Raw genomic sequence first — 13,357 nt, forward strand, 5'->3', positions numbered from 1 at the left:
CGCCCTCAATTACGTGTGTGCGGACACCCCCGTCGATACATGGACAAGGCCAGCGTCCCCCGATCTTGTGGACCGGTCCGCGGCACTTCCTTCCAGCGCACATCGTTACCATGCGTGGACGCACATTCCGACGACCACTGACGAAGAAGAGGGACGGGCGAGCGCGTGGCCGAGGCGGCAGACTTCCAGGGGACCAGTCCCTCACCTGCCCGCCGCTGGCTGCGGCGCACCGGAGCCCTGCTCGCCGGAGTGCCCCTGCTGGCCGGGCTCATCCAGCTGCCCGCCGCGCCCCCCGCGGACGCCGCCGGGGTGGACGCGCCGCAGGCCGCCTCCGGCGCGGGCCCGGTCTCCGTCTCGGTCGACACCCTCACCCCCGGCGCCCCCACCGAGGACGACACCGTCACCGTGTCCGGAACGGTGACCAACAAGGGCAAGCAGACCGTCACCGACGCCCACGTGGGGCTTCATGTGGGGCCGCTGCTGAACACCCGCTCGGGCATCGACAGCGTCGCCAAGAACAGCACCGACGTGCAGAGCGCCATCGGCCCGGAGGTCGGGGACAAGTACTCCGAGGAGTTCGCCGAGCTCATTCCGGGTGTCTCGCAGCCCTTCACCATCTCGGTGCCGGTGGACAAGCTGGACCTCGGGCAGGACGGCGTCTACCAGCTGGCCGTGTCGCTCTCCGGGGAGACCTCAGCCCAGTCGTGGGAGCAGACCCTCGGCGTCCAGCGCACGTTCCTGCCGTGGCAGCCCGACGAAGCCGGCACGAAGACCGAGACGACGTTCATGTGGCCGCTGATCTCCACCGTCCACATGACGGCGGAGACGGGTTCGGACGAGCAGCAGACGCCGGTCTTCCACGACGACGACCTCGCCAAGGAGATCGCCCCGGGCGGGCGACTGGACCGGATGGTGGCGCTGGGCAAGGACCTCGACGTCACCTGGGTGATCGATCCGGACCTGCTGGCGTCCGTCGAGGCGATGACCGACCGTTACGAGGTCCCCGGCGAGGGTGACGACACCGTCGTCGGCGGCCACCAGTCGGTCGCCAAGCGGTGGCTCACCGAGGTACAGAAAGCCGTGACGGACAAGGAGGTCGTCGTGCTGCCGTTCGGCGACCCCGACCTGGCCTCCCTCGCGCACAACGGCACATCCGTCACCGGCTCGCTGGGCCACCTCAAGGAAGCCACCGACGTCGCCGGGACCGTGGAGGCGATCCTCCACGTCAAACCCGTCACGGACTTCGCCTGGCCCGTCAACGGCGCCGTCGACCCCTCCATCGTCAAGGTCGCCACATCCGCCGGAGCCGACAAGGTGATCGCCCGCAGCGACACCTTCGAGGAGACCGGCGGCCTGTCGTACACGCCCTCCGCGCCCCGGCCCATCGGCGGCGGCACCACGGCCGTCGTCGCGGACGCACGGCTGTCCACGGCGTTCCAGGGCGACATGACCAAGGCCTCCACCTCCACGCTCGCGGTGCAGCGGTTCCTGGCCCAGAGCCTGACCCTCGGCCTGCAGACGGGGCAGCAGCGCAGCGTCGTCGTCGCGCCGCAGCGCACGCCGTCCGCGAGCCAGGCCCAGACGATGGCCGAGGCACTCACGATCCTCCAGGACGGGGCCTGGTCCGAGTCGCAGGACCTCACGGCGGCCGCCGAGGCCGAACCGGATCCCGCCGCCACCACCAAGGTCCCCGCGGCCTCCGCGTACCCCTCCTCGTTGCGTAAGCACGAATTGCCGCGTGCGACGTTCGAGCAGATCGGGAGGACGCAGGCCAAGCTCGACAAGTTCAAGGTGATCCTCTCCGACCAGTCCCGGGTGGTGACCCCGTTCGGACGTGCCCTGAACCGGGCGATGTCCGTGTCGTGGAGGGGTCGGCAGTCCGAGGCTGCGATCTACCGGAGCGGCATCGAGTCGTACCTCGACACGCTCATCGGCCAGGTCAGGCTGATCGACAAGTCGGAGACGAAACTCTCCGGTCGCAGTGCCACCATCCCCGTGACGGTCCAGAACAACCTGGTGCAGGGCGTAGAGCATCTGGTGCTGCGGCTCACCTCCACCAACCCGACCCGTCTCGAGATCGATGGGGACGCCTATGAGGAGCAGCCCGTCGCGGTCTCAGGCGGCCACAGCCAGTCGGTGAAGTTCACCACGTCCGCCAACGCCAACGGACGGGCGACGGTGGTCGCCCAGCTGTACACACAGGACGGCCAGAGGTACGGCGCACCCGTCACGTTCGACGTGAAGGTCACCGAGATCACCGCCACGGTGATGCTGGTCATCGGCGGTGGCGTGCTGCTGCTCGTCCTCGCCGGCTTCCGGATGTACACCCAGCGCAAGCGGGCCGCGGCCCGCGAGGCGGACGAGGACGCCGACGACTCGCAGAACCCGGAAGCCGACGGGGAGCGTCTCACCTGGGAGTCCGGGACGGACGCGCGGGCGGACGACCCGGAGCAGCCGAGTGACCCGGCACCGGACACCGCACCGGAGAACGCCGACCCGTCCGGCACGGGTGAGAGAGTGGACCGTTGAGGATGTCGTGGCCGGTGGGCCCGGGACGATGAGGTGGGGTAACCATGAACGCGCCGTACGACGGTGACCGCGGCCATGCCGCGGGCAACTCGGGCCATCCCGAGTCGGACCCCCCGCAGGGTCCGCCGCCCGGGCACGGCCAGGTGCCGCAGCCGCCCGCCGACCCGTACCTCCAGGACGCCTACGACCAGGATCCCTACCGGGCGCAGGACCTCACCGCCCAGGACCCGGTCGCCGAGGCGCTCTACGACCGCGCCGCGCACCCGCCGCCCCCTCCCGGCGCCTACCCCCCTCAGCAGCCGCTGTACGGGCAGCCGCCCCAGTCTCCGTACGCTCCCGACCCGCGGGTGTGGGCCCAGACCCCCGCACCGGAGCCGGACGGACCGACGCAGTATCTGCCGTACGGTGACGATCCGCGCACCACACAGTTCGTGGGTGTGGACGACCTGGTCGGCCAGGCCGGGGACCAGCGCCACGAGCCGGATGCCTTCGCCCATCTGTTCCGCGATCAGCAGCAGAGCGGGGCCTTCCCTGACCAGCAGGGTGGCGGGTACCCCCAGCAGCACGTCGGTGGACACCCGGCCCATCCGCCGGTGAGCGGCCAGCAGCCCTACGGCTCCACACCGGTGCCGGGCCCGTCGTCCCCGGCACCCGGCCACTACGCGGGCGCCACACCGCCTCCCACCGCAGAGGCTCCCGTACCTGAACCGGCTCCCGCCCCCGCCCCGAAGAAGGCCGGCCGGGCGGGGGGACTGCTGAAGTCGAGCGCCGTGATGGCGGCGGGCACGATGGTTTCCCGCCTGACCGGGTTCGTCCGGTCCGCGCTGATCGTTTCGGCCCTGGGCCTCGGTCTGCTCGGTGACTCGTTCCAGGTCGCCTACCAGCTGCCGACCATGATCTACATCCTGACCGTCGGCGGTGGCCTCAACTCCGTCTTCGTACCGCAGCTCGTGCGGGCGATGAAAGAGGACGAGGACGGGGGCGAGGCGTACGCGAACCGTCTGCTGACGCTCGTCATGGTGGCCCTGGCGGCGCTCACCGCCCTCGCGTGGCTGGCCGCCCCGCTCCTGGTACGCGCCCTGTCGAACCCGGTCGCCGGCAACCCCGAGGCCAACGACGTCGCCGTCACCTTCACCCGCTACTTCCTGCCCTCGATCTTCTTCATGGGCATTCACGTGGTGATGGGTCAGATCCTGAACTCCCGCGGCCGTTTCGGCGCGATGATGTGGACCCCGGTCCTGAACAACATCGTCATCATCGTTACGCTCGGCGTCTTCATCTGGGTCTACGGCACCGCCGCGGACTCTCAGATGGAGGTCGCGAACATCCCTCCGGAGGGTCAGCGGCTCCTCGGCATCGGCGTCCTGCTCGGTCTGGTCGTCCAGGCCCTGGCGATGATCCCTTATCTCCGCGAGACCGGGTTCCGCGTCCGCCCGCGCTTCGACTGGAAGGGGCACGGACTGGGCAAGGCGGCCATGCTGGCCAAGTGGACCATCCTGTTCGTCCTCGCCAACCAGGCAGGCGCTCTGGTGGTGACTCAGCTGTCCACTGCCGCGGGCCTGGATTCCGATGTGAAGGGCACCGGCTTCGCCGCATACGCCAACGCCCAGTTGATCTGGGGTCTGCCCCAGGCCATCATCACCGTCTCCCTGATGGCCGCCCTGCTGCCGCGCATCTCCCGCTCGGCCGCCGAAGACGACGGAGGCGCCGTCCGCGACGACATCTCCCAGGGCCTTCGCACCACGGCCGTCGCCATCGTGCCGGTCTCCTTCGGTTTCGTCTCACTCGGCATTCCGATGTGCACGCTGATGTTCGGCTCCTCAGGTACCGGCGCGGCCACCAACATGGGCTACATGCTGATGGCCTTCGGCCTCGGCCTGATCCCCTACTCCGTGCAGTACGTCGTCCTGCGGGCCTTCTACGCGTACGAGGACACCCGAACCCCCTTCTACAACACGGTCATCGTGGCCGCGGGCAACGCGATCGCCTCGGGCATCTGCTACTTCGTGCTCCCGGCCCGCTGGGCCGTGGTCGGCATGGCCGCCTCGTACGGCCTGGCCTACGTGATCGGTGTCGGCGTCGCCTGGCGCCGGCTGCGCAAGCGGCTGGGCGGGGACCTGGACGGCGCCCGGGTGCTGCGGACCTACGCACGGCTGTGCATCGCCTCCGTTCCCGCCGCGCTGCTCAGCGGCGCGGCCTGTTACGGGATCGTGCAGACGCTCGGCCAGGGCGTCCTGGGCTCGTTCGCGGCGCTGCTGGCCGGTGGGGCCGTACTGTTCGGAGTCTTCTTCGTGGCCGCCCGACGGATGCGGATCGAGGAAGTCAACTCGCTGGTCGGTATGGTGCGCGGACGCCTTGGACGCTGAGCCAGGGGGTAGGCGCACAACCATCGTCAGCCACTGTGTGTCGTGCATAGCGGCGGACTGTGGGCACAATTGGTCTCGGCGTCGAACGGCGCGCGACGGACGCCGGCCGACGCGCATGGGATGGGGAGGCAGGGAACGACGGTGGCCGAACGGAGCACAGCTGCCGTCGACGTGGCAGACAACAGCGGCGAGCAGCCGCTGACCGCACAGGCGGACCAGTCCACGGCCGACGGGGTGGCCCAGAACCGGGAGCGGGACACGGACAACGACGAGGCACAGGAGAGCAGCGGGACCGACGGTTCCGCGATGACCTCGCCACCCGAACTGCACAGCGGTCACAAGCTCGCCAGGCGCTACCGCCTCGAAGAGTGCGTCACCCGTCTGGACGGGTTCAGCAGTTGGCGTGCCGTGGACGAGAAGCTCCGCCGCGCCGTCGGTGTGCACATCTTGCCCGCGGATCACGCGCGCGCCCGGTCCGTCCTGGCCGCGGCCCGGTCCTCCGCCCTGCTGGGCGACCCGCGCTTCGTCCAGGTCCTGGACGCCGTCGAGGAGGACGACGTCGTCTACGTCGTGCACGAGTGGCTCCCCGACGCCACCGAACTGACGACGCTCCTGGCGGCCGGCCCGCTGGAGGTGTACGACGCCTACCAGATGGTCAGTCAGATCTCCGCCGCCATGGCCGCGGCCCATCGTGAGGGCCTCGCCCATCTGCGGCTGAACCCCAACGCGGTCCTGCGCACCTCGACCGGCCAGTGGCGCATCCGCGGCCTCGCGGTGAACGCGGCGCTGCGCGGCATCAGCTCCGAAACCCCGCAGCGCACCGACACCGAGTCCATCGGCGCCCTGCTCTACGCGGCGCTCACCCAGCGCTGGCCGTACGAGAGCGACGCCCACGGCATGTCCGGACTGCCGAAGGACATCGGGCTGATCCCGCCCGACCAGGTGCGCGCAGGTGTCCACCGCGGGCTGTCCGAACTGGCCATGCGGGCGCTCGCCAACGACGGCGCCACGGCCTCGCGCCACGAGGCGGCGTGCACCACGCCCGAGGAACTGGTGAAGGCGATCGGCGAGATGCCCCGCATCCGCCCGCCGGAGCCCGCGTTCACCACTCCGCCGGAGTACCAGCGCACGACTTACCAGCAGGGCACCTACGGCCGGCCGGCACCGCACCCCGGCGTCACCCAGCCGGTGCCGTCTCCCCCGCTGCAGAGCCGCACGGGCAAGGCGCTGAAGTGGGCCGTCTCGGCCCTGCTGATCGCCGCGCTGGGCCTGGGCAGCTGGCAGCTCGCGGACGCGCTCCTGGAGCAGGACGGCAAGGCGGACGACACGAACAAGACCCAGACGACGGACGGCGACGACAAGAACGACGACAGGCCCAAGCCGACCAAGCCCATCAGCGTCCAGGGCTCCCAGGAGTATGTCGTCACGGGGGAAGCGCAGGCACCGGAGGATGTGGCCAAGACCTACGACGGCGACAACTCCACCTACTGGCGCACGAAGAAGTACAACGCCGGCCCGACACTCGCGCCGTACAAGCCCGGCGTCGGCATCGTCTACGACCTCGGTTCACCTCAGAAGCTGTCGACCGCGTCGATGGGCCTCCGGTACGCCGGTGATCACACGACCGTGCACCTCTACGCCACCGACTCGTTGTCGCCCTCGACAGGGATCGAGGGAATGAAGGAGATCGGAACCGCGACCACCAGTGGTGCGTCACTCACGGTCGAGGCCGCCAAGCCGCTCAAGACCCAGTACGTCCTGGTGTGGATCACCGCTGTGCCGAACGCTCCCTCCGACGGTTACAGCGGCGCAGGCTATAAGCAGGCCGTCACCGAAGTGACGTTCAAGGGCTGAGAGCCCACGAAGCCGGAGGGGGAGGGGGTCCGATGGCAGACGACAGCACCTACGGCAACGTCAGTGATCAGGACCTCCTCGCCCGCCATGTGGAGGGCGACCCCGACGCCTTCGGGGAGCTCGTACGCCGGCACCGCGACCGGCTGTGGGCCGTGGCCCTCCGGACGCTCGGCGACCGCGAGGAGGCCGCTGACGCCGTCCAGGACGCCCTCGTCTCCGCCTACCGGGCCGCCCACACCTTCCGCGGCCACTCGGCCGTCACGACATGGCTGCACCGGATCACGGTGAACGCCTGCCTGGACCGCGCCCGCAAGGCGGCCTCCCGCAAGACCGCTCCGGTCGACGACACGGAGCGTCTGGAGCAGTTGCTCGAACCCCACGAGTCCGCCTCCGCGCCCGCGGAGCGCAACGATCTGCACCGTCAGCTCATCGAAGCCATGGGCACCCTCCCGCCCGATCAGCGAGCCGCGCTCGTCCTCGTGGACATGCAGGGCTATCCGGTCGCCGAAGCCGCCCGCATCCTCGATGTGCCCACCGGCACGGTGAAGAGCCGCTGTGCACGGGGCAGAGCCAGACTCCTGCCCCTGCTCGCCCATCTACGGCCGGACAGCCCCGGTGGGAGCAGGAGACAGGGCGAGGGACGGAACCGGACGCAGGGGACGCCCGTCCCACCCGCAGCGGACCCGCGGCAAGCGGATCCGCCGGACCCAGGATCGAACGACCCGGCTGCAGTGAAGGGCGGAGGTGGGCGAGCGTGACGTCGACGACAGACATGACGGAGCACCCGGACGTCGCGGAGATCTCCGACCTGACCGAAGGGCTCCTTCCGTCCGCCCGGAGCGCCGACGTACGCCGGCATCTGGACGAGTGCGCGCTCTGCGCGGACGTCCATGCCTCGCTCGAGGAGATCCGGGACCTGCTCGGCACGGCGCCGGGCCCGCCCCGCATGCCCGCAGAAGTGGCGGGCCGCATCGACGCCGCACTGGCCGCAGAAGCCCTGCTGCACGCCATGACGCCGGAACCCGAGGCTGTCGAAGAACCCGCCGACACTTCTCCCTCCCCCTCCGACGACGAGTCCGCGCATGTTTCACGTGAAACATTGGTGTCCCAGGACCGGCCTGCCGGGCGTCCCCGTTCCACCACGACCGGACCGGGCCGCAAGGGCCGTCCGCACGGTGGGCGCCGCCGAGTCGCCGTCCTGGGGACCGTGTTCACGGTCGCCGCTCTGGGACTCGGGTCGGCGGTGCTGTCCTCCATGAACGGAGACACCGGTCAGGACGAGGGTCCCCGGACGTCCGCTTCGGACACCTTCTCCGAGGGGAAGCTGGAGAAGCAGGTCACCGATCTCCTCGCACAGAGCCAGGGGGAGATGAAGGGCTCCGACACCGCACGCACCTTCGGGTCGCAGTCGGAGTCCGACACCGTCAGTCCCAGGGTCCTCAAGAAGCCCGCGGTACCGAAGTGCGTCAGTGACGGCATCGGTCGCAACGACGCCGCACTCGCCACCGAGAAGGGCACCTACAAGGGGAAGGACGCTCTGCTCGTCGTTCTTCCCGACGCCTCGGACGACACCCGTGTGACCGCGTACATCGTCGAGGCGACCTGCGTGGACAATCCGTCCGCGGCCGCCACGGCGAAGGTTCTGCTGAAGCACTCCTACACGCGTTCCTGACGACCGACGCACGCGCTCCTGACACCCGGCCCACACCTGACGACCGACGCTTCGTCTCCCTCCCGCGTGGTATCCCGTACGGTGTGCGCTTCTCCCTGCCGGCATCGGGCCTTGCCCGTGTGCCCGGGCACGACGGGAATGCGCGCCCCTTAGGATCCGTTGGGTGGGGTGAGAGTTCCGAAAGAAGCTCCCCCCGGTCGACAGCCGCAGACCAGAGACGAGGAATCCAGCCGTGAGCGACGTCCGTAACGTGATCATCATCGGATCAGGGCCCGCCGGCTACACGGCGGCGCTCTACACCGCCCGTGCGTCGCTGAAGCCCTTGGTGTTCGAGGGCGCCGTCACCGCCGGCGGCGCGCTGATGAACACCACCGAGGTCGAGAACTTTCCCGGCTTCCAGGACGGCATCATGGGACCCGAGCTGATGGACAACATGCGGGCCCAGGCGGAGCGCTTCGGTGCCGAGCTCATCCCTGACGACGTGGTCGCCGTCGATCTGACCGGTGAGATCAAAACCGTCACGGACACCGCCGGCACGGTCCACAAGGCGAAGGCCGTCATCGTCACCACCGGCTCGCAGCACCGCAAGCTCGGCCTGCCCAACGAGGACGCCCTCTCCGGCCGCGGTGTCTCGTGGTGTGCCACCTGTGACGGGTTCTTCTTCAAGGACCAGGACATCGCCGTGATCGGCGGTGGCGACACCGCGATGGAGGAGGCCACCTTCCTCTCCCGCTTCGCCAAGTCCGTGACGATCGTCCACCGCCGTGACACTCTGCGTGCCTCCAAGGCGATGCAGGAGCGTGCCTTCGCCGACCCGAAGATCTCGTTCGTCTGGGACAGCGAGGTCGCCGAGGTCCAGGGCGACCAGAAGCTCTCGGGCCTGAAGCTGCGCAACGTCAAGACCGGCGAGCTCTCCGACCTGGCGGTGACCGGCCTGTTCATCGCGATCGGCCATGATCCGCGCACCGAGCTCTTCAAGGGCCAGCTGGAGCTGGACGAGGAGGGCTACCTGAAGGTCGAGGCGCCCTCGACACGTACGAACCTCACCGGCGTCTTCGGCGCCGGTGACGTGGTCGACCACACCTACCGCCAGGCGATCACCGCGGCCGGTACAGGCTGTTCCGCCGCCCTCGACGCCGAGCGCTTCCTCGCCGCTCTCGCGGACGAGGAGAAGGCCGAGCCCGAGAAGACCGCTGTCTGACCCCCACCCGCCCCACGCACCGACCAGTTAAGGAGCCCGCTGTGGCCGGCACCCTGAAGAACGTGACCGACGACTCTTTCGAGCAGGACGTCCTCAAGAGCGACAAGCCCGTCCTGGTGGACTTCTGGGCCGCCTGGTGCGGTCCGTGCCGTCAGATCGCTCCGTCCCTCGAGGCGATCGCCTCCGAGTACGGGGACAAGATCGAGATCGTCAAGCTGAACATCGACGAGAACCCGGCCACGGCCGCCAAGTACGGCGTCATGTCCATCCCGACCCTGAACGTCTACCAGGGTGGCGAGGTCGCCAAGACCATCGTCGGCGCCAAGCCGAAGGCCGCGATCGTCCGCGACCTCGAGGAGTTCATCACCGTCGCCAAGTGATGACCGACCGCCTCACCGGCGGCGCATGTTTCACGTGAAACACGAATGGGCCAGCCCCGAAGGGCTGGCCCATTCGCATGAGGAGCGTCAAAGGGGGCGCAGCGCCGGCTCCTTCTGCACAGCCCCGAGCAGCCGGTCCAGCGCCATCTCGACGTCTTCCTTCCAGGAGAGCGTCGTCCTCAGCTCCAGCCGCAGCCGGGGATGGGTGGGGTGCTGTCGGACCGTCTTGAAACCCACGGCCAGCAGATGGTCGGCGGGCAGGACACAGGCCGGTTCCTTCCAGCGGGCGTCGCCAAACGCCTCGATCGCTTTGAAGCCCCGGCGCAGCAAATCCTTGGCCACCGTCTGCACCATCACCCGGCCCAGTCCTTGCCCCTGATACCCCGGCATGATGAACGCGGTCATCAGCTGCACCGCATCGGGTGACACGGGGCTGGTGGGGAAAACCGCGGAGCGTGGCACATAGGCGGGTGGAGCGTAGAGGACGAAGCCCACGGGGACGTCATCGACGTAGACGACCCTTCCGCAGGATCCCCAGTCCAGGAGGACGGCCGAGATCCACGACTCCTTCTCGACCGCGGACGTGCCCGCCTTTACCGCTGCCTCGCCACTGACGGGGTCGAGTTCCCAGAAGACGCATGAGCGGCAGCGCTGGGGGAGATCCGGAAGGTTGTCCAGCGTGAGCGGTACGAGCCGACGGCCCATGAAGGCTGTTCCTCGCTTCCTTCGCCCGCTGCCTCGCGGGCGGCTGTCAGAGCGCTCCGTTCCCTGAGCAGGCTGCCGATGAAGCCGCTGACGGCACCCACCCCCAGCCCCGCGCTCACCAGACCGGTGCGGCTCGTCATTCGCATGGCCCCTGCCTTGCTCTCAGAGGTACTGCCGGGTGGATGCGCCCTGTCCGAACGCATCGTATCCATGAAGCGATTCCATCGATACCGCCAAAAAGCAAAGGGTGGACCGTGTTCCGGTACACACCGGAACACGGTCCACCCCTGGTCACCCAGTCGGCCGCCCGGCCGAAACCACCGAGGGGTCAGGACTCGCTCTCCACCGAGTCGTCGTCCACCAGGCTCTTCTGCAGAACGGGTCCCTCACCCGGAGCGAGGGTGCCGAGAATGCGCTCGAGGTCCTCCATGGAGGCGAACTCGACGGTGATCTTGCCTTTCTTCTGCCCCAGGTCGACCTTCACCCGCGTCTCGAAGCGATCCGAGAGACGCGTCGCCAGATCCGTCAGTGCCGGGGAGACAAGAGCTCCGGCGCGCGGTCCCTTGGACCGCTGAGCCTTCTGGGGATGTGAACCCATCAGGGTCACGATCTCCTCGACCGCCCGCACCGAGAGTCCTTCGGCCACGATCCGGTGGGCCAGCCGGTCCTGCTCCTCGGCATCCTCGACGGACAGCAGCGCGCGTGCGTGTCCGGCGGACAGCACACCTGCGGCCAACCGGCGCTGAACGGTCGGCGGCAGCTTCAGCAGACGCAGCGTATTGGACACCTGCGGCCGGGAGCGGCCGATGCGATCCGCCAGCTGGTCCTGCGTGCAGTTGAAGTCCTTCAGCAACTGGTCGTAGGCGGCGGCCTCTTCCAGCGGATTCAGCTGGGCGCGGTGCAGGTTCTCCAGCAGCGCGTCCAGGAGGAGCTTCTCGTCCTCCGTCGCCCGCACGACCGCGGGGATCACCTCGAGTCCCGCCTCACGGCAGGCCCGCCACCGCCGCTCACCCATGATGAGCTCATAGCGCCCAGGACCCACCTGCCGTACGACGACCGGCTGGAGAAGACCGACCTCCTTGATGGAGGTGATGAGCTCGGACAGCGCATCCTCGTCGAAGACATCACGCGGCTGCCGGGGGTTCGGTGTGATGGCATCGAGAGGGATCTCGGCGAAGTACGCGCCCATGGGCGGCACGGCCGCGGCACCGTGAACCGAAGCCTCTTCCGTTTCACGTGAAACAGTCGGCAGCGTGGCTCCACGCTCGTTCGGCAACATCGGCACCACCGAAGGAGACGGGGAAGCCGCGCTGCCCACCGCGGGCGGTGTCACCGCCTTCTCTGTCGGGGGAGCAGGGATCAGTGCGCCGAGACCACGGCCCAGCCCTCTCCGTCGCTCGCTCACTGGACGCCCTCCACCATGCTCGGGTCATTCTGCTGTACGCCGAGGTGGGCCTGCGATGCGTCATAGCTGACGCCGACACCCCTCAACGCAATTTCTCGTGCCGCCTCGAAGTAGGAGAGGGCACCGCTTGATCCAGGATCGTAAGTCAGCACCGTCTGCCCATAACTCGGCGCCTCCGAGATACGGACGGAGCGGGGAATACTCGTCCGCAGTACCTCGTCACCGAAGTGGGTGCGCACCTCGTCCGCGACCTGCGACGCGAGGCGCGTCCGGCCGTCGTACATGGTGAGCAGGATCGTCGACACGTGCAGGGCGGGGTTGAGGTGCCCCCGCACCAAGTCGACATTGCGCAGCAGCTGCCCCAGCCCCTCCAGCGCGTAGTACTCGCACTGGATCGGGATCAGGACCTCCTGACCGGCCACCATCGCGTTGACCGTCAGCAGGCCGAGCGAGGGCGGGCAGTCGATGAGGATGTAGTCCAGCGGCTGCTCGTACGCCTGGATCGCCCGCTGCAGCCGGCTTTCCCGCGCCACCAGCGACACCAGCTCGATCTCCGCACCGGCGAGATCGATCGTGGCGGGTGCGCAGAAGAGCCCTTCGACATCGGGGACCGGCTGGACGACCTCCGCGAGCGGCTTGCCCTCCACCAAGACGTCATAGACGGAGGGAACTTCCGCATGATGGTCGATGCCCAGGGCTGTGGACGCATTTCCCTGGGGGTCGAGGTCGATCACCAGGACACGGCTGCCGTGCAGAGCGAGCGACGCGGCAAGGTTGACGGTGGTCGTCGTCTTGCCGACACCGCCTTTCTGGTTGGCGACCACGATGACGCGGGTCTGCTCGGGCCGTGGCAGGCCCTCGCCGGCTCGCCCCAGAGCCTCCACCGCCAGTTGGGCAGCACGACCGATGGGAGTGTCGTCCATCGGAGGCGGTGTTTCACGTGAAACATCCGCTCCCGTCGATTCGGTACGGGGACCGGGGACCGGATCGGTCATCGGTCCCGCGATGTTGGCGTCGGACCGCAAGGATTCACTCTCCTCGACTTCAGGCTCGCTATGAACAGAGCCTCCCATGCCTTCGGGGTCGTGAACCAGTGAGCCCTGGCGTTCTGTGGAGAAATCCACCTCTGTGGACAACTCCATACCCCTTGAGGAGGCCGGTGTCTCGTCGGGAACAGGAGCCTCTCCGAGCGAACCGAGAGGCTTTCGGTCACGGGGTTCGGCCGCAGCGCGGCCCCGACCGATG

The 13,357-nt window shown here is 68.8% G+C and carries 10 protein-coding genes; 7 read left to right on the plus strand and 3 right to left on the minus strand.

Features of this window, described 5'->3' with window-relative positions; genetic code table 11:
• Nucleotides 1–165 precede the first annotated feature (165 nt).
• The 7 genes from ACFXAE_RS20730 (at nt 166) to trxA (ending at nt 10,002) form a co-directional block, all read left to right on the plus strand.
• Nucleotides 166–2,529, plus strand: coding sequence for a DUF6049 family protein (locus ACFXAE_RS20730; RefSeq protein WP_384716709.1), 2,364 nt, complete (start codon nt 166–168; stop codon nt 2,527–2,529).
• Between the two features lie 44 nt (nt 2,530–2,573).
• On the plus strand, nt 2,574–4,895 hold the full coding sequence (murJ, locus tag ACFXAE_RS20735) for a murein biosynthesis integral membrane protein MurJ (RefSeq protein ID WP_384716712.1): 2,322 nt from the start codon (nt 2,574–2,576) through the stop codon (nt 4,893–4,895).
• 141 nt (nt 4,896–5,036) lie between these two features.
• Entirely contained in the window at nt 5,037–6,749 is a 1,713-nt protein-coding gene (locus ACFXAE_RS20740) for a protein kinase family protein (protein ID WP_384716715.1), read from the plus strand.
• A gap of 32 nt (nt 6,750–6,781) precedes the next feature.
• The gene (gene sigM, locus ACFXAE_RS20745; protein ID WP_384716718.1) at nt 6,782–7,507 is read left to right on the plus strand and encodes an RNA polymerase sigma factor SigM; all 726 of its coding nucleotides are present in this window, start codon (nt 6,782–6,784) and stop codon (nt 7,505–7,507) included.
• Nucleotides 7,504–8,421 carry an anti-sigma factor family protein gene (locus tag ACFXAE_RS20750; protein ID WP_384716721.1) on the plus strand — a complete coding sequence of 306 codons (918 nt, stop codon included), beginning with the start codon at nt 7,504–7,506 and terminating at the stop codon, nt 8,419–8,421. The genes sigM and ACFXAE_RS20750 overlap by 4 nt, the downstream gene beginning before the upstream one ends.
• Before the next feature lie 232 nt (nt 8,422–8,653).
• Nucleotides 8,654–9,622, plus strand: a complete 969-nt coding sequence (trxB, locus tag ACFXAE_RS20755) for a thioredoxin-disulfide reductase (protein ID WP_384716724.1) — start codon at nt 8,654–8,656, stop codon at nt 9,620–9,622.
• Nucleotides 9,623–9,663: 41 nt separating this feature from the next.
• Nucleotides 9,664–10,002, plus strand: a complete 339-nt coding sequence (trxA, locus tag ACFXAE_RS20760) for a thioredoxin (RefSeq protein ID WP_361750505.1) — start codon at nt 9,664–9,666, stop codon at nt 10,000–10,002.
• An 87-nt stretch (nt 10,003–10,089) separates the two neighbouring features.
• Here trxA and ACFXAE_RS20765 read toward each other — a convergent pair whose 3' ends face one another.
• From ACFXAE_RS20765 to ACFXAE_RS20775, 3 genes are all read right to left on the minus strand, one after another.
• Nucleotides 10,090–10,707: a GNAT family N-acetyltransferase gene (locus ACFXAE_RS20765; protein ID WP_384716727.1), complete on the minus strand. Its 618-nt coding sequence runs from the start codon at nt 10,705–10,707 to the stop codon at nt 10,090–10,092.
• A gap of 328 nt (nt 10,708–11,035) precedes the next feature.
• Nucleotides 11,036–12,112, minus strand: a complete 1,077-nt coding sequence (locus ACFXAE_RS20770; protein WP_384716730.1) for a ParB/RepB/Spo0J family partition protein — start codon at nt 12,110–12,112, stop codon at nt 11,036–11,038.
• On the minus strand, nt 12,109–13,185 hold the full coding sequence (locus ACFXAE_RS20775; RefSeq protein ID WP_384716846.1) for a ParA family protein: 1,077 nt from the start codon (nt 13,183–13,185) through the stop codon (nt 12,109–12,111). Before ACFXAE_RS20775 ends, ACFXAE_RS20770 begins: the two co-directional genes overlap by 4 nt.
• Nucleotides 13,186–13,357 lie beyond the last annotated feature (172 nt).

The sequence above is a fragment of the Streptomyces sp. NPDC059454 genome, from assembly GCF_042749965.1.
Classification (GTDB): domain Bacteria; phylum Actinomycetota; class Actinomycetes; order Streptomycetales; family Streptomycetaceae; genus Streptomyces.